Origin of the sequence: Sphingobacterium sp. UBA6320 (genome assembly GCF_002440335.1) — a bacterium.
Lineage (GTDB): Bacteria > Bacteroidota > Bacteroidia > Sphingobacteriales > Sphingobacteriaceae > Sphingobacterium.
In genome coordinates, this window is record NZ_DJTA01000011.1 from 22,472 (window position 1) to 40,092 (window position 17,621).

Annotated in this window: 16 protein-coding genes; 6 read left to right on the forward strand and 10 right to left on the reverse strand. The window is 37.3% G+C overall.

Annotated elements, in window-relative coordinates; all coding sequences use genetic code 11:
* Window positions 1–2 precede the first annotated feature (2 nt).
* The 4 genes from B3P23_RS06840 (at window position 3) to lipB (ending at window position 6,283) form a co-directional block, all read left to right on the forward strand.
* Window positions 3–1,670 carry a SusD/RagB family nutrient-binding outer membrane lipoprotein gene (locus B3P23_RS06840; protein WP_293925203.1) on the forward strand — a complete coding sequence of 556 codons (1,668 nt, stop codon included), beginning with the start codon at window positions 3–5 and terminating at the stop codon, window positions 1,668–1,670.
* 287 nt (window positions 1,671–1,957) lie between these two features.
* Entirely contained in the window at window positions 1,958–4,063 is a 2,106-nt protein-coding gene (gene recG / locus B3P23_RS06845) for an ATP-dependent DNA helicase RecG (protein ID WP_293925204.1), read from the forward strand.
* A gap of 225 nt (window positions 4,064–4,288) precedes the next feature.
* Complete coding sequence (gene hflX, locus B3P23_RS06850; RefSeq protein ID WP_108158136.1) at window positions 4,289–5,476, forward strand: GTPase HflX; 1,188 nt, start codon at window positions 4,289–4,291, stop codon at window positions 5,474–5,476.
* Window positions 5,477–5,584: 108 nt separating this feature from the next.
* Entirely contained in the window at window positions 5,585–6,283 is a 699-nt protein-coding gene (gene lipB, locus B3P23_RS06855; RefSeq protein ID WP_293925205.1) for a lipoyl(octanoyl) transferase LipB, read from the forward strand.
* Window positions 6,284–6,372: 89 nt separating this feature from the next.
* Here the strand turns inward: lipB and B3P23_RS06860 are convergent, their stop codons facing one another.
* Both B3P23_RS06860 and B3P23_RS06865 read right to left on the reverse strand, forming a co-directional pair.
* Window positions 6,373–7,572 carry a hypothetical protein gene (locus B3P23_RS06860; RefSeq protein WP_293925206.1) on the reverse strand — a complete coding sequence of 400 codons (1,200 nt, stop codon included), beginning with the start codon at window positions 7,570–7,572 and terminating at the stop codon, window positions 6,373–6,375.
* A gap of 237 nt (window positions 7,573–7,809) precedes the next feature.
* Window positions 7,810–8,208, reverse strand: a complete 399-nt coding sequence (locus B3P23_RS06865) for a hypothetical protein (RefSeq protein WP_293925207.1) — start codon at window positions 8,206–8,208, stop codon at window positions 7,810–7,812.
* A 100-nt stretch (window positions 8,209–8,308) separates the two neighbouring features.
* Between B3P23_RS06865 and B3P23_RS06870 the strand changes: the two genes are divergently transcribed.
* Entirely contained in the window at window positions 8,309–8,920 is a 612-nt protein-coding gene (locus B3P23_RS06870) for a hypothetical protein (RefSeq protein ID WP_293925208.1), read from the forward strand.
* Between the two features lie 302 nt (window positions 8,921–9,222).
* Here B3P23_RS06870 and B3P23_RS06875 read toward each other — a convergent pair whose 3' ends face one another.
* From B3P23_RS06875 to B3P23_RS06885, 3 genes are all read right to left on the reverse strand, one after another.
* Window positions 9,223–9,432: a hypothetical protein gene (locus B3P23_RS06875; protein ID WP_293925209.1), complete on the reverse strand. Its 210-nt coding sequence runs from the start codon at window positions 9,430–9,432 to the stop codon at window positions 9,223–9,225.
* Between the two features lie 184 nt (window positions 9,433–9,616).
* Entirely contained in the window at window positions 9,617–10,420 is an 804-nt protein-coding gene (locus tag B3P23_RS06880; RefSeq protein ID WP_293925210.1) for an MBL fold metallo-hydrolase, read from the reverse strand.
* 97 nt (window positions 10,421–10,517) lie between these two features.
* Entirely contained in the window at window positions 10,518–11,945 is a 1,428-nt protein-coding gene (locus tag B3P23_RS06885; protein WP_293925211.1) for an L-serine ammonia-lyase, read from the reverse strand.
* 152 nt (window positions 11,946–12,097) lie between these two features.
* Here B3P23_RS06885 and B3P23_RS06890 point away from each other — a divergent pair, with 152 nt between their 5' ends.
* The gene (locus B3P23_RS06890; RefSeq protein ID WP_293925212.1) at window positions 12,098–13,675 is read left to right on the forward strand and encodes a glycoside hydrolase family 10 protein; all 1,578 of its coding nucleotides are present in this window, start codon (window positions 12,098–12,100) and stop codon (window positions 13,673–13,675) included.
* Window positions 13,676–13,866: 191 nt separating this feature from the next.
* Here the strand turns inward: B3P23_RS06890 and B3P23_RS06895 are convergent, their stop codons facing one another.
* The 5 genes from B3P23_RS06895 to B3P23_RS06915 form a co-directional block, all read right to left on the reverse strand.
* Entirely contained in the window at window positions 13,867–14,310 is a 444-nt protein-coding gene (locus B3P23_RS06895; protein WP_293925213.1) for a hypothetical protein, read from the reverse strand.
* Window positions 14,311–14,381: 71 nt separating this feature from the next.
* Window positions 14,382–15,512: a TlpA disulfide reductase family protein gene (locus B3P23_RS06900; RefSeq protein WP_045756233.1), complete on the reverse strand. Its 1,131-nt coding sequence runs from the start codon at window positions 15,510–15,512 to the stop codon at window positions 14,382–14,384.
* A gap of 135 nt (window positions 15,513–15,647) precedes the next feature.
* Window positions 15,648–16,394 (reverse strand): TPM domain-containing protein, encoded by a 747-nt coding sequence (locus B3P23_RS06905; protein ID WP_084405451.1) that lies wholly within the window; start codon window positions 16,392–16,394, stop codon window positions 15,648–15,650.
* 80 nt (window positions 16,395–16,474) lie between these two features.
* Window positions 16,475–16,906, reverse strand: a complete 432-nt coding sequence (locus B3P23_RS06910) for a TPM domain-containing protein (RefSeq protein WP_045756235.1) — start codon at window positions 16,904–16,906, stop codon at window positions 16,475–16,477.
* 89 nt (window positions 16,907–16,995) lie between these two features.
* The gene (locus B3P23_RS06915; protein ID WP_293925214.1) at window positions 16,996–17,574 is read right to left on the reverse strand and encodes a LemA family protein; all 579 of its coding nucleotides are present in this window, start codon (window positions 17,572–17,574) and stop codon (window positions 16,996–16,998) included.
* Window positions 17,575–17,621: the final 47 nt, after the last annotated feature.

Sequence of the window (17,621 nt, forward strand, 5' to 3'; positions counted from 1 at the left end):
CGATGAAATACAATTTCAAAAATATAAGTAAGTTGATGTTAGCCTGTGTAGTACTAGGAAGTGCTATGAGCAGCTGTACAAAAAACTTTGAAGAATACAACAAAAACAACACCGGATTAACCGATGAAGATCTCGCTGCCGATGGGAAAGATCTGGTCTTATTCTTCAAAACAGCCCAAATGGCCATTTACAATTTCTCTGGAGGCGGTGATCCAAATTCATACCAACTTCAGCAAAATCTAAATGCAGATGTATTCTCCGGTTACTTTATGTCCCCTACACCTTTCAATAGTGGTCAAAACAATCTGAATTATGCTATGGTGAATGGTTGGAATGGCGAACCGTTTAAAGTTCTTTATCTAGATGTGATCAAATCTATTGATAAATTACAAAAAAACGGATTGGATAAAACCTATCCAGCTCTTGGGGGAGCAGCAAAAGTAATTAAAGTTGCAGCGGCCAACCGTGTAACCGACATTTATGGCCCCATCCCTTACAGTAAAGTAGGCACATCAGGTGACGTTCCTTATGACAAACAATCCGATCTTTATAACGCCTTCTTTACAGAATTGGACGAAGCTACTACAGCCTTAAAAGCCTTTAGTTCAGAAAGTCCAATGACAGATAAAATCGAAGAAATTGATTTGGTCTACCCAAATATGGATAACCAATCCCGATTCAAAAATTGGTTAAAATTGGCCAATTCTCTTCGCTTAAGACTTGCAATTCGTATTGTAAAAGCAGATCCACAATTAGCAAAAATACAAGCCGAAAAAGCGTTGGACCCTGCAAATGGTGGAGTTATTGAAGCAAATAGTGAAAACTTTAAAATTAAAGTTCCTACAGATGGTACATTTAGCAATCCACTTTGGTTTATTTCAAAAAACTGGGCAGATACACGTATGAATGCTTCCTTACAATCTTACATGACGGGTTACAAAGATCCTCGTATTTCCAAATATATGGAGTCCGTAGCGGTTGATAAACTGACAACAGGATTTGCTGGAAAATACATTGGTATCCGCACAGGTGCCGCAGCTATTGAAAAAGATAAATACCAAGTATTATCTGCTTTAAATACAAATGGGAGTACACCATCATTTACTGCAACCACTGCACCCATTTTAATGACTGCAGCAGAAGTGTATTTCTTACGTAGCGAAGCAGCCCTAAGAGGTTGGGCAAATGTTGGTGGAACAGCAAAATCTCTTTATGAAAAAGGTGTTGAAACCTCTTTTGCACAGTGGGGTGTAAGTGGTCTAGCCACATATTTACAAGACAATACCAGTAAAGCTGATGCCTACGTTGATCCATTTAACGCCAGCAATAATGCAGACTCACCGACAAGCTTAACCATCCAATGGAATGATGCAGCCACTAATGAAGAAAAACTGGAACGCATCATTACCCAAAAGTGGTTGGCTATCTTTCCTGAAGGACAAGAAGCATGGAGTGAATTCCGGAGAACTGGATATCCAAAACTATTCCCTGTTGCGGTTAACAATAGTGCTGGTCTGATCGACACTAAGATTCAGATTCGTCGTTTACCATTCCCGCAAAATGAGTATAACACCAATGCGACTGAAGTACAAAATGCCATTTCATTACTTGGCGGTGCCGATCATGGCGGCACACGTCTCTGGTGGGATGTCAATAAAGGAAATTTTTAATCGAAATTAATATACTATAACAAGAGCGGGGGTGGATCATAAATCATGATCACCCCCATTTTTTATTATTTTAGACCTATACATTTACTGTTATTTCTTCAAGTCAATAACCTAGTTTCATTTATGATCCATCACGGTTAACCATTCCAATTTTAAAAAGCGTATTTTATCAGCCAATTATCAATCAAAACCTCAACATGATGTCGTTAAATCAAGACAAATGACCAAACAATAACAGTACTTTGCTAAAATTTTAAGTAAATTCCTTAAATTAGCGAATTAGAAGAATGGCTGATTTATCTTTAATAACCCCCATAGAATATCTGAAAGGCGTAGGCCCTCAGAAAGCTGATGTAATTAAGAAAGAATTGCAGATTTTCACTATTGGTGATCTGCTCAGCTACTATCCTTTTCGCTACATTGACCGTACTGTCTTTCATAAAATAAGACAGCTTGATGCCGATATGTACTCTGCTCAGGTATTAGGAAGACTTATTGGACTTAAAGAAGTTGGAGAGAAAAAAGGCAAAAGATTAGTTGGACAATTCAAAGATGAAACTGGAAGCATCGAGTTAGTATGGTTTCAGTCCATTACCTGGCTCCAGAAATCGTTAAAAGTAGGTGCAGTATATGTGATGTATGGAAAACCATCCGTTTTTAACGGACAAATATCCATCACACATCCCGAAATGGAGCCATATCAAGCCCAAGCAAAAAACTTAGGGAACATGACGCTACAGCCGGTCTATTCTTCCACTGAAAAACTTAAAAAATTCAATTTAGACAGTAAAGGAATTCAAAAACTACAGCAAACAGCATTAGAAACTGTATTTCGTCAACTTCCCGAGCAAATGCCGGCATACCTATTGGAAAAACATCAACTGATGGATCAAGCCCGGGCAACCGTTGCTATTCATTTTCCACAGAGCCAGGAAGAACTGACTCAAGCAATCAAGCGAATCAAATTTGATGAATTATTCTATATTCAACTCAAATTACTAAAAAACAAACAGCTCAACACTAAAAAATTCAGAGGGCAGATTTTCTCTAAAGTAGGTGACAAGTTTAATACTTTTTTCAAAGAACGTATCCCATTTCCATTAACAAATGCACAAAAACGTGTCGTTAAAGAAATCCGACAAGATACGGTGACTGGAGCGCAAATGAACCGTTTAGTACAGGGAGATGTAGGATCCGGAAAAACGGTGGTTGCACTCTTGACCATGCTCTTAGCTATCGACAACGGTTTTCAAGCCTGCATGATGGCACCAACGGAGATATTAGCGACACAACACTTTACCGGATTGAAAGAATTACTCGGTGAGGACATCTGCAACATCAAATTATTAACTGGCTCAACCACAACAAAACAGCGTCGTGTCATCCATGAAGAATTAGAAAATGGTACTTTAGATATTCTCATCGGAACCCACGCCTTAATCGAAGATAAAGTACAATTCAAGAATCTGGGTTTTGTCGTCATCGATGAACAACATCGCTTTGGCGTAGAACAGCGGGCTAAATTGTGGCGTAAAAATAGTATCCCACCACATATGCTCGTGATGACTGCAACACCAATACCCCGCACGCTGGCCATGACCATGTATGGCGATTTGGATATTTCTGTTATAGACGAACTTCCGGCAGGAAGAAAACCCATTAAGACCGTACATTTTTTTGAAAGCTCCCGACTACGCATGTTTGGCCTCATGCGTGAAGAGATCGCAAAAGGCCGACAAGTTTATGTTGTATTTCCACTGATCAAAGAAAGTGAAAAACTAGATCTATTATACTTAGAGGCAGGATTGGAAAATATACAACGTGAATTTCCACTTCCTGATTATAAAATTAGTATTGTACATGGCAAAATGCCAGTCAAGGACAAAGATTTTGAAATGCAACGTTTTGTAAAACATGAAACCCAGATCATGGTTGCAACCACCGTTATCGAAGTCGGGGTCAATGTGCCCAATGCATCCGTTATGGTGATTGAAAATTCGGAACGTTTTGGTCTCTCACAACTCCACCAATTAAGAGGACGTGTAGGTCGGGGAGCAGAGCAGTCCTTTTGCATACTGATGTCAGGAAATAAGCTTAGTAAAGAAGGAAAATTAAGGTTGAATACCATGGTACGTACCAATGATGGATTTGAAATTGCAGAAGTAGATCTAGAACTTCGGGGCCCAGGCGATATCTCTGGCACGCAACAGTCAGGTGTATTAGAATTAAAGTTAGCAAACCTCGCTACCGACCAACAACTGTTATCCGAAGCACGAAACTCAGTCATAGACATCTTCAAAGAAGATCCTGAAATGATAGAAGAACGGCATGCATTACTCAGACAGTACCTCGCAAGAAAAACGGATGGTATCACTTGGGATAAGATTTCATAAACATTCGCGCACTTGCTATTTCTTTCTAAAACAGCTCATAAGCTCTATTAATAAAATGAAGGGATAAGCTTTCCAAATAAAACAATTAAACTAAAAACGATTATCTTTGTATTATTATTAGGACTTCGTGATATGAAAACTGATCCTTTCATCCTCTATTTGTCAAGCCTTGAGGCTAACATTTCCACAAGTTTAATATACAATACAAAACTATAACAGAAAATAATGGCAAAAATCAAAATATACGATACCGCAGTAAAACCAGAAACCGCAATTCTCGTGAGCGTTATTCCACAGGGAGTAGCTGAAACAAAGGCTCAAGAATACCTAGAGGAACTTGAATTTTTAGTGCAAACAGCAGGCGGCGTCACAAAAGGCATTTTTACACAAAAACTGGCCTATCCAGACCGAGCAACATTTGTGGGCAGTGGAAAATTGGAAGAAATCCAAGCTTTTGTCATCGCCGAAGAAATTGACATGGTCGTGTTTGATGATGAATTGACACCTTCACAACTTCGAAATATCGAGCGTGAGCTCAAAGTCAAAATATTAGATCGTTCCAACCTCATCTTGGATATCTTTGCCAGCCACGCAAAAAGTGCGCAAGCAAAGACACAAGTAGAATTAGCGCAATTACAATACCTTTTACCAAGATTAACACGTATGTGGACCCACTTAGAGCGTCAACGCGGTGGTATCGGTATGCGTGGCCCGGGTGAAAGTCAGATTGAAACGGATAGAAGGATTATCCTTAACAAAATCAGTGTTTTCAAAGATCGATTAGAAACCATTGACAAACAAAATGAAACCCAACGTAAGAATCGTGGCGACATGATCCGTGTTGCATTAGTGGGTTATACCAACGTTGGGAAATCTACCATCATGAATATGATTTCAAAATCAGATGTATTGATTGAAAATAAGTTATTTGCTACTTTAGATACAACAGTGCGTAAAGTCGTTATCGACAATTTACCTTTCCTATTATCGGATACAGTTGGATTCATTCGCAAACTACCGCATCATTTGGTAGAATGTTTCAAATCCACTTTAGATGAAGTTCGCGAAGCAGATGTTTTGATCCATGTAGTAGATATTTCGCATCCCAATTTTGAGGATCATATACAAGCAGTAAATGAAACATTAAAAGATATAGGCGCATTGGATAAGCCCGTTATTACCGTCTTTAACAAAATAGATGCATTTGTTCCCACAGTTGAAGAAGGAGAAGACGGCGAACGTACTGTTACATTAGAAGATTTTGAAAACAGTTGGATGGCAAAAAATGCTGATCCTGCTATTTTTATTTCCGCAACAAACAAAACACATTTGGAAGAGTTCAAACAGAAGCTTTACGAAATCATTGTAGATATGCACAATGCGCGCTATCCTTACAATAATCTGCTTTACTAATTTAAATTTTTATATCTAAAATACGCTTGGATAACATCACATTGAAGACAATAACCAAGTGTATTTTAATTCTTTACAAAAGTATAAATGGCATAAAGCCATATCAATATGCAAAATAAGAAAGTAACATTTATCGACTGGGGCTTAGTAGACTATCAAGAAGCTTGGGATAGACAAGAAGAGATTTTTAAGAAAACCTTAGCAATAAAGCATGATAATCGTGTTAACAACACCGAATTGTCAACGGAAAACTATTTAATTTTTAACGAGCATCCCCATGTTTACACCTTAGGGAAATCGGGTAAACCAGAACATTTATTACTCGATCAAAAAGCATTAGAAGAAAAAGAAGCTCGCTATTACAAAATTAATCGCGGAGGAGATATTACCTATCATGGTCCTGGACAGATCGTAGGATATCCCATACTCGACTTAGATAATTTCTTTACAGATATCCATTTATATCTGCGCACATTAGAAGAAGCTATTATCCTGACTTTGCAAGACTACGGTATTCAAGCAGGAAGATATCCGAGTTTCACAGGTGTATGGATAGATGCTGATAACGAAAAAGCACGTAAAATATGTGCAATGGGTGTCAGAGCAAGCCGATGGGTCACTATGCATGGATTTGCATTTAATGTAAATGCAGATTTAAGCTATTTTGGAAATATCGTACCTTGTGGTATTGATGACAAAGATGTCACTTCTATGGAAAGAGAGTTGGGCTATAAACCCAATATAAATGAAGTAAAAGACAAATTAAAAAGACATATTGCCAATCTATTCGCTATGGAACTGGTTTAAAAAATAAAGGACTTACAAACTGTAGGCCCTTTATTTTCAACATTTACCTAACCTTTTTAATGATCCAACATGTTCAACATCTAACCTTCCTAACAATAAAACATACATTCATATCGAACAGCTTTTCCATTTTCAAAAGTAATGATAAAGAGGCCGGCGTCGCCATTTGGGATATGATAGACATGCGGAGTATCTATCCAGGTGACGGTCAATAAGTGTCCGAATTTTTCAACAAATTCCCGTTCATCATAGTTAGCATCCACACGTTCCTGACCAATCCGTAATACTACACCTTCCAGGAAGGAGGTTTGATAGACAGACCCGACTAACTCACCCTTGTTATTTTCTTCAAATGCGACAATAGATGATGGAGATTGATAATAATATTTCGGTTCCCATCCACATTCGGGCATATTAGGAATCTCTTCCACCCTTTTCATACCCAATTGTTTCATCTGATTATCCGTTATCTTTCCATCATAAAGAAGCATTCCCTTCCAATCGAAGTGCATACGAAGTGCCTCTACTTGACTCATGATAGCATCAAATGTTGGTCTATTTTGAAACCTTTCCGCGACAAGCAATTCAAAATCTATATCTATTTTTGGATCTTTTACACCAGCATTTTCAAATGATTGTTTCCAAAAAGTCAGAGCCTCTTTTAATTTTTTATCATCAGTCCAAGCGATTTCCCGCAGCCTTCCTGCCAATACCATTTCTTGCTTTTGGTCTTTACCTCTTACCTCAAGATAATCCTTCAACACTTTAGCGTAAGTTAATTCAGTACCTAAAAATTTAGCCTGAATGAATTCAGGTTTTTCATGAAAATGATCACCAATATATACCCAACCGTCCGAATAAAGCGGAATGTAATCCACACAAATCAATTCATTCAATCTGGCTCTTCTAACAGCTATACTAGCCACATTTGGAGCTTTTCGCACCCGTAATTCAGATACCTGAACAAAAAAATGAGGACATTGACTTCCTTGACTACCTCGATAAAAATATTGAGCAGGTTCACCCTCCGATCTCTTCCCAGACATCGCCTTTTGAAGTGGTTGCTTTTTGATAAAACCAATATCTCCATTACTCACTTTCACCTTATACTGTGTCTGATTAGAATCCAAAACGTAAATCGGCGCTTCCGTAGAAAAAATACCCAATAAATCTCTTTCATTATCTTCAGCACGATAAAGATGCCCCCATTCTGATGTATAGACAGGACGATCACCGGCCGATTGAGCAAAAGTATCCAGAGTAATAAAACAAATTAATACAGTAAACAAAAAATATAGTCTTTGCAACATAAACGCAGTATTAGTAGATATTAAAAGATTTCAAGAAGGACAGTACTTTATAAACAGAATACCTTCATTAAACAAAATAAGCTAAAATCTCAGCAATAAATTTCTTTTAATCCGTTATTTTTTTGAATTATTATTGAATATAATGGTAGATAAGTTTGTAAGTGCAATAGCTATGTTTAAGTGTGTTAAAACAAAAGGATAAAATAATATCCAAAATCATTTTTTCTCTAAAAAACTTATTTGTTTTTCAAGAGCAAGAATTGTTTTCTCTTGACTACGTATTGTCTGCTCTAGCGCATTGATCACTTTATTCATAGAATCGACCATCAGACTATCTTTATCTTGCGAAGCAACGGTCTGTTGATAAGGGATTGCATGATCTCTCATATTACCAAAATCATTCTTATACATTTCCCCAATCCCCATCAAGAGCCATACAGGGCTTATATCGACATACTTATTTAAAATAATGACCATCGTATCTGAACTTAGTGCGGAATATTTTTGCACACCTTTAAAGTTAGCATATGAAAGCCCTAATTCTTCAAAGAAAACTGCTTTATTGATCCCTTTACTTTCCGCGATTAACAGGACACGTTCTTTAATACCAGACATTATTTTTAATTTAATTTGTAAAAGATATTATAATATCCTATTTTTAACAAACAACTATAATATAATAGCTTCTACCAGAAGCATAACTTAACTAATGATTATGAAAAATACACAAAAGAAACTAAAAGCGAAAAATTTTCGCTACTTAACTAAGCAGATTATCGATAATCCGATGCTCTACATCCATGATTTTTTCCGCAACCAAACCGATCTCATTAACTGGCAAAATGATATCCATCTCTTTGTTATAAGTGGGGCCTATCCTGCAATGTCCACTGGAGGTCATCCCGAAAATGGTTACAATTGTAATCAAATGATCAAACAGATTGAAGTTGCCTATGTCATTTTCAAACAATGTGGCCTCACGAAACACCAGAATCCTTTAAAATTATTCGCGACAAGAAACGATTACTTCAACTACTCGTATGGACCTAAATTCACCTGTAATGACAAAAAAAATCCCTACGATTTGATTTGTAAGTTTTTCTCTTATCATTCATTAAGAAAATGGTATAAGATCATGGATGAATTAATGGAACAACTAACTTTGAAAAGATCTCTAGACAATGCACAATTTGGAGATAAGATTATTGCTATTCGCGAGTTTCTCATCTGTTTGGCGCATGCATTATATTACATATACGAAAATGACGGTATTACCTTACCTCTACCTGCATATGCGCATATAAAATCTACCATAGCGCAACAATAATAGAACGCGTATGCGATAAGAAAACCCGCAATAATAAGGCGTCTGAATACCATGTTACATTTAATCTCAGTATCTACTGATACACCATAGTAAAACGGGACAACACACCTCAAAAATGTAGCAAATGAACTCACCAACTACTTGATATAGCCTTTCAGACTCCCTATTAGATTTTCCTCCCTTAAAAATCGACAAATAGAATATACGCAAAAAAAAAATACGACTTCTATCAAAAACTTATTATACCCAATCCACCTCATCATCAAAATCTAGAATTCAGCAGGTTTCACATCAGAAAAATTCTATTCTTCGTAATGACAAAGCTGACCATCGCGAATTACTAACGCATCAAATATTTCAGCAGTCATAAGTTTATCTACCTCTGCAGTAGGTTTATTCACAAAGGAATTATGACCATTTGTTTTTTTGAAAGCATTTAACGGTACAAAAGGTACCTCCAAAATTTTATAACGCACGAAAATGACAGGCAGATAACGTTCTACTCGAAACACTATTTTCCAAGTATCTAATTTATGCTTGATGAATACTTCATCTATACTCCTAATAGAAGTGCAATTCGCACTTACGAAATATCCGATACCTTGATACTGCTATAGTCCTTTAAAAACCTACAGGCATTTTATTACTGGCAATGCAGTACTAAACAACCCATAAACAATTAACCAAACGGATTCGTTAACCACACATACTTGATCTCATATCATGTTGAAAGGTATTCAAATTGATTACATCAAAAACTTCGGTTTCCTCATAGCGAGTTGCCACTGAAAGTAAAATATCTTCACAGTGCGATCTAAAAGTTTCGTGAACAAGTTCTACGCTGTTATTTTCGCCAGAAAGATGGGTTAACATCAAGTGCTTTAATCTGGATGTACGATGTGTGTTAAACAAATCTAGAGCGACAGTATTGGAAAGGTGACCCCAACCACTACTAATTCTATTTTTTAAAAAGTAAGAGTAACGACCATTTTTCAGCATCTCTTCGTCAAAATTAGATTCTAATAACAGCACATCAACATGCTTAATCACATGTTCAACATTTTTGCAAGGGCGTCCGATATCGGTTAAAATTCCAATATTATGCGCTCCGTCTGAAACCAAAAAACTGCATGGCTCTTTAGCATCATGGTACTTTGGAATACCATAAATTTTCATGTCACCAATTTCTGTCACCGCATCTGGTGCGATGATATGAACCAAATGTGATGGAAGATGCAAGCGTGTACCTTCATAACTTCCATTTGTGATATATACAGGTATATTATACTTTTTGACAAAGACAGATAAACCACGAATATGATCGCTGTGCTCATGTGTGATGAATACGGCTTTAATTTGTGTAGGCAATATGCCCAAGTTATACATACGCAGATGTATGTGCTTACTGTTTATGCCAGCATCAATTAAAATAGCCGTATCGCCTTTAGCGACATAATAACAATTTCCATTACTGCCAGAGGCAATAGCACAATATTTCATATATATTACTATTTATTCTTTAAAGATCGTGGCTCATATTCACCCTGTATTTCTGCCAACCGAGTAGCTGAATATGGCGCGCTAACAATCTGAAAAATTAACATTCGGGTAAACTTAGTGGTATTTGTACAGCCAATCCACCATCTGCTGTTTCTTTATATTTAACATTCATATCTAAAGCCGTTTCCCACATGGTCTTTACGACCGCATCCAAACTTACTTTAGCTTTATCAGGATTGGACTGTAAAGCCAATTGTGCAGCTGTAATGGCTTTGATCGCTCCCATTGTATTACGCTCAATACAAGGAATCTGAACCAATCCACCGATCGGATCGCACGTCAAACCTAAATGATGTTCCATCGCTATTTCTGCTGCCATTAGCACCTGTCTTTGAGACCCTCCAAGACACTCTGTTAATGCACCTGCAGCCATTGCTGATGAGACTCCAATCTCTGCCTGGCAACCACCCATAGCAGCGGAAATCGTAGCTCCTTTTTTAAAGATTGACCCAATCTCTGATGCTGTTAATATAAACTGAATGATTTTATCCTCAGAACCACCATGATGAAAGGTGATATAATATTGTAATACTGCAGGAATTACACCTGAAGCACCATTCGTTGGTGCGGTCACAACTCGACCAAAAGAAGCATTTTCCTCATTAACAGCCAAAGCAAAACAACTTACCCAATCCAAGATATACTGAAAATTTTCTCCACCGGCTTTTATAGCAGCGATCCAACTGTCATAATCATGATAAGTACGATCCTTAAGCAATCGATGATTTAGCTTTGCAGCTCTCCTTTCAACATTTAACCCCCCAGGAAGAGTACCAGAGGTATGACAGCCTCGATATATACACTCATAGATTGTTTTATATATATTTAAAACACCAGCACGCGTTTCTGCTTCTTCACGCCAAGCATGTTCGTTTTCTAAAACGAGTTCAGATATTTTCAATCCAGTCTTCCGGCACCAGTGCAATAAGTCCTGCGCGGTTTCAACTGGAAAAGGTAAATCAACCTCTGTAGAAGTGTTACTTGTTTCATTATCCTGTACCACAAATCCACCGCCAATCGAATAATAGGTCTCACTAAGTGCTTTACCATCTTTTAAAAAAGCCTGAAAAGTAACTGCATTAGGATGATAGGGTAAACTTTCGCTATAAAGAAAAAGTAAGTCTTCCTGATAGGAGAAAGAGATTGGATGGGTACCTGCCAATCTCAATTCATGTACAGATTTGATATGTTCTACTTTTGGAGTTACTTGATTGACATCAAAAGTAACGGGATCATCTCCACTTAATCCCAAAAGGACTGCAATATCTGTTCCGTGTCCTGTCCCTGTTTTCGCTAAAGAACCATAGAGTAAAATTTTGACAGACTCCACCATATCGAGCACAGCTTTATCATGCAATACTTTCGTAAATTGCTGTGCAGCTCGCCATGGGCCTAAGGTATGCGAACTGGAAGGTCCTATACCAATTTTAAACATATCAAAAACGGAAATTTGTTCTTTGCTCATTCTATAGTTATAAAGCGCTATCAAAATCATGTTTTTAGGACAGTCCAAAAACATTGCAATTTACAGAATATAAAACAACAACAAAGTTCTTACAAAGATTTAATACTTTATCAATAAAGCTTAATTATCTTTGTTAACTTATCATTAAACAAATGAGATTTAAACACGTTCTGCACTTACTTGGAGTATTTTTTCTAATCGCACTAACAGCACAACTTTTATGCGCCCAACCTAGCCCCAAACGAGAAGTTCGTGGTGTTTGGATTGCCACTGTCGGAAATATTGATTGGCCCACACTGGCCACAGGCACCAATGTTGAAAAACAAAAGCAAGAACTTATTCATATTTTGGATGAGCACAAAAAATCAGGTATGAATACCATTCTTTTTCAGATACGACCATCGGCAGATGCTTTTTACGGTCGTGGAAGAGAGGGATGGAGTCGTTATTTAACAGGTAAACAAGGAAAAGCTCCCGATCCATTCTATGATCCTTTGGATTTCATTATCGACGAGTGTCACAAAAGAGGAATGGAATTACATGCATGGATTAATCCTTATCGTGCATCTACAACACTCAATCCCAATCATTTTTCTGAAGATCATATTACCAAAAAGAAACCTGAATGGTTTTTTACTTATGCAGGCAAAAAACTATTCAATCCAGGTATTCCTGAGGTTCGTGAATATATAATTGGTGTCATCATGGACGTGGTCAATAATTATGACATTGATGGAATCCACTTTGATGATTATTTCTACCCCTATCCTGATAGTCGTAACACTCCGATACCTGATCGCATCACATTCGGGCAATATGCCAACAATTTTTCGAATATCGATGATTGGAGAAGAAACAATGTAGATATACTCATACGTGATCTAGGAATTGCGATTAAGGCCAAGAAGCCCTGCATCAAATATGGCGTTAGTCCATTTGGTATTTGGGACAATAAAGATGCAAATAAAGATGGTTCTAATACCCATGGTCTAAGCGGTTACCGAACTCTTTTTGCCGATGGTGTAAAGTGGATCAAAGAGGGATGGATCGATTATATCAATCCTCAGATTTATTTTCCATTTCAAAACCGCGCTGCAGCCTATGAAATATTAGTAGCATGGTGGCAAAATCATACTTATGGCCGTCATTTTTATATCGGACATGGAGCGTACCGGGTAAATGAAAAAAAACCAGGATGGACCGACCGGAGCCAAATTCCGCGGCAAATTCGTTATCTACGCGAACAGCCAAATGTCCAAGGCAGTATTTTCTTTAGTTCCAAATCATTAACCGATAATCTCGCTGGATTACAAGATTCGCTTCAACGTAATTTGTATCACGCATCTTCTTTACCACCAACTATGCCATGGATTGATAGCATTCCACCGCATGCTCCTTTTGGATTACAACTAAAACCATCAGATAATAAAAGAATGAATAATCTCGTATGGCAAAAACCTGATCGTGCTGCAGATGGTGAGTCAGCTTATGGCTATGTGGTATATCGTTTCAAGGAGGGGGAAAAACTAGACTTAAACAATAGCAGCAAGATCATCCACATTACTTATCATGAAGATGATCTGCAGTATACCGATATTGATATCAATCCAAAAGAGCAGTATTATTATTTTGTGACAGCACTCGACCGTATGAAAAACGAAAGCGAACCTTCCAATATCAGAAGTACAGAAAAATTATCGAAGTATAGTTCTGTTTACACGATGAAGTAAAGTAAAAAAAAACAGGAAAATAGTGTGAAACTTATAATTATAAACATTGTAGTACACGATCAAATCATTTTAATTAAAAAAAAGGAAAACCAAAATTTATAGCGTTAGTTTTCCTTTTTTTATTTCAATCGACGCTTCTAAAAATTAAGTAGTCATTGGGGCAATCGTTAATTTGACACGCCTGTTTACCGTTATTTCAATAAAGCATTTCGGTATTCATCCGTGATAGCGGGCAATTGAATCTCTTGTCCTTCCTTTTTAAGGGAATCTGCAAAAGCATTTGTACTGGATATGGCCTTCAAATATGCAGAAACAACAGCATCTGAAACTTCAATTTCTTTTCCATCTTTAATATCTGCAACATATTGATTATCGACTAATTTAACTTTACCAAAAAAACGATAGGCCGCAGCTTTCAATAGACTTAAATCATCTTTAGATAACTCTTCAATACGTGCTCCTACAGGCAGTTGAACATCAATAAAGGTATCGCCCTTTGCCAAACTATCGATTGGCTTTTCCAAAGGAATGGCGGATAAAGCCGCTAGATTAAGAATCGGTACTCCCGCTTCTTGTTTGTTGTGGCAACTGGTCACTAAAACTGTTGCCCATATCAGGTGAAAAAAAATACGCATTTACAATAGTAAAAATAAAAGGGCTTTTTGACGAATCGAAAAGCCCTTTAAATAGTATCCTTACACTGCTATTACTTTAGCAATTCTGCCAATTTAGCTTGTAGTTCTTCTCCACGGAGATTTGAAGCAATAATTTTACCAGTCGGATCAATTAAAAAGTTTTGTGGAATACCACGTACTTCATATAATCCTACTGGTGCTGATTTCCAACCTTGCAAATCTGATACATGTGGCCACTGTCCCAACTGATCGTCAGCGATTGCTTTCATCCAAGCATCCTTTTTACCCGGGTTGTCCAATGAGACACCAAATACAGTAAAGTTTTTGTCTTTAAATTTGTTAAATGCAGCTACTACATTGGGGTTTTCATGACGACATGGTCCACACCAACTCGCCCAAAAATCTAATAACACATACTTACCTCTTAAAGAAGACAATGCGATTTCATTTCCGGCAGTATCTGGCAATGAAAAATCTGGTGCCATTGAACCGATAGCAACTGCCTTCAATTTCTCAATTCTAGCCGCTAATTCTTTACCCTTTTTACTATTTTTCAGATCAGCAGAAAGTGCTTGATAACTTGGAATAATTAAAGAATTGACATTTTCACCATCTAACTTATCAGAAAGTAGATCCAATGTAATAAAACTTGATTTATTATCCTTAATAAATTGTTCGTCCGCTACTTCTTGTTTCTCATTGATCTCACCTGCTTCTTTCTGTAAACCTGCTATAAAAGTTTGATCATTACGTTGCTCATCCGTAGCTTCAGCATAGCGTTTATTTAAACCCTGAAATGCATCTGTATAAGACTTGGTTGCTGCTTGATATTTTGCGAAATCAGTATTAATAGCATTACCTGAAATAATAGCATTTTTCATTTCGCCATCAGTGTCTACCTTAATGACACCACTTGACAAATAAACTTGTGTTAGATCAGGATTTTGAATTTCTTTGATGGATGTGCCATCGGCAGAAAGTATTACATAAGCTTTTACTGGTCCAGCAACTGAACCATTAAACTTAAACTGTCCTCCAGTTATAGTCGTAGAATCAATTTTACGTGCATTATTTTCAACATATTGCATAAAAACTTTTGCTTTATCCGAAGCACCTTTTACCTTACCTGTTAAGGTGAAGTTTTCTTGTGCAAAAATTAAAGCTGGGATACAACTTAATCCCAATAATATTCCTTTTTTCATCAGTATATAATTTGTTTTTGATCTATTATGAAGCTATTATGAGCAAAATTCATCCGTGTTTGATCACACTTGCTCATGATGGCTTCGTTATCTTAAAAATTTATTTATCCTTTGCTATTCTCTAATTGTTATCTGTTACCATCTGCCGCTGGCACCGCCTCCGCCAAAGCCGCCACCACCAAAACCGCCGAAGCCACCTCCATCACCACCGCCGCCGAAGCCGCCGCCGCCAGATCCACCTCGACCTAGACTATTAAGTAAAGTCCACCAAAACAAATCAGAAGTTCCTCTACCATTCATTACTTTACCACCGCCGTTACCGCCATTGCCCCCTTTGCGTGAGATTAGAGCAATAACAATCATGACAACCACAATGATGATCAACATTTTTGAACCACCACCTTTTCCTTCTGGTTGCTTCGGGTCTGCTTTATATTCTCCTTTAGTATATGAAATCAATGCATCTGTCGCACGGTTTACTCCTGTATAATAATCTTGCGCTCGAAAGGCAGGCTTTATTTCATTTTCAATGATTCGATGTGCGATCGCATCGGGGACAGATCCTTCTATACCATATCCAGTTTGAATAGTAACTGCCCGATCTCCAATTGCTGCAAGGAGCATGATACCATTGTTGTACTTTTTATTTCCAACGCCCCATTGTTGAGCAAGTCGTACTGCATAATCACTAATATCATAAGATCCTGTCGAATTCATCAGGACTACCGCAATCTGTATAGAAGTTGAGTCTTCAAAAGCTAGGAGCTTTTGTTCCAGTTGATCCACCTGACTTGCTGTCAATGTTTTTGTATAATCATTGACCAATCGGTTTGGTACAGCCGGAAAATCCTGAGCAAGCAAACTGACCACACTGCACAGCATAGCAATCGTCAATGCAAAAATATTGATGCTTGAAAATCTAATTTTGGTCAATGACCTATATTCCTTCAGTTTATTCATTTTTATCTATCGCCAAAAACAATATCATTCGGTAATTCATTAATATCATCCTCTTCTCTCGGATAAAATTTTGCCAATTGGCCTCCAGCATGCACAATTCCTTGAATCAATCCTTCTACAAACTGTTCTTTTCGAAATTCTTGCACCATAATTTCTTTTGTACACTCCCAGAAATCGTCCGATACTTTCTTATGAATACCAGCGTCTCCAATGATCGAAAACTTATGATCTTCATGCGCCAGATAAATTAAAACTCCATTTCTTAAAGCAGTTTTATGCATCGCCAATTTCTCAAAATAATATGTTGCCCGATCAAAAACTTCTCCAGGACAGTGTTTTTCAACCACCACTCGTATCTCACCCGAAGTTTTATTCTCCGCTATACTGATGGCATGCACCACTTTTTCCTGCTGTTCTGATGAAAATGTTCCCATTACTAAAGTCTTATAAAAATAAAAAAAGATGAATGTGTGCACAAGATAAGCCCATCATTCATCTTTTCTAGTAAACTATTGTGGTATATTTAGAAAGATACTGCTGGTGCTTTATCTGCACCTTCTTGTGCTGTAAAGGTTCCTTTCGCTTTGAAGCCAAACATACCTGCCATCAAATTATTAGGAAAGCTTCTTACCGTAGTATTAAACTGCTGTACAGCTTCATTATACGCTCTACGCTCTGTTGAAATTCTGTTTTCAGTGCCCTCTAATTGTGCTTGCAGTTCTAAAAAGTTTTGATTTGCTTTCAAATCAGGATAAGCTTCTACTGTCGCCATCAATTTACTCAAAGAACCAGAAAATTGATCTTGTACCTTTTGATATTGTGCAATCGTTTCTTCATTCAAATTAGTAGGATCTACCGTAATAGAAGTCGCTTTTGCACGAGCTTCAACAACAGCTGTTAATGTACTTTCTTCGTGCTTTGCAGCTCCTTTAACGGTATTGACCAAATTAGGAACTAAATCTGCACGTCTCTGATATGCATTTTCAACCTGAGCCCATTTACCTTTTACATTTTCGTCCTGCGATACCATTGTATTGTACCCACATGAACTGAAAGATAATACGACCATTAAACCAAAGAATGCGACTAATAATCTTTTCATTTTTTCGTTGAATTAATATATTTCAAATAAATTTTAATGATATGCTT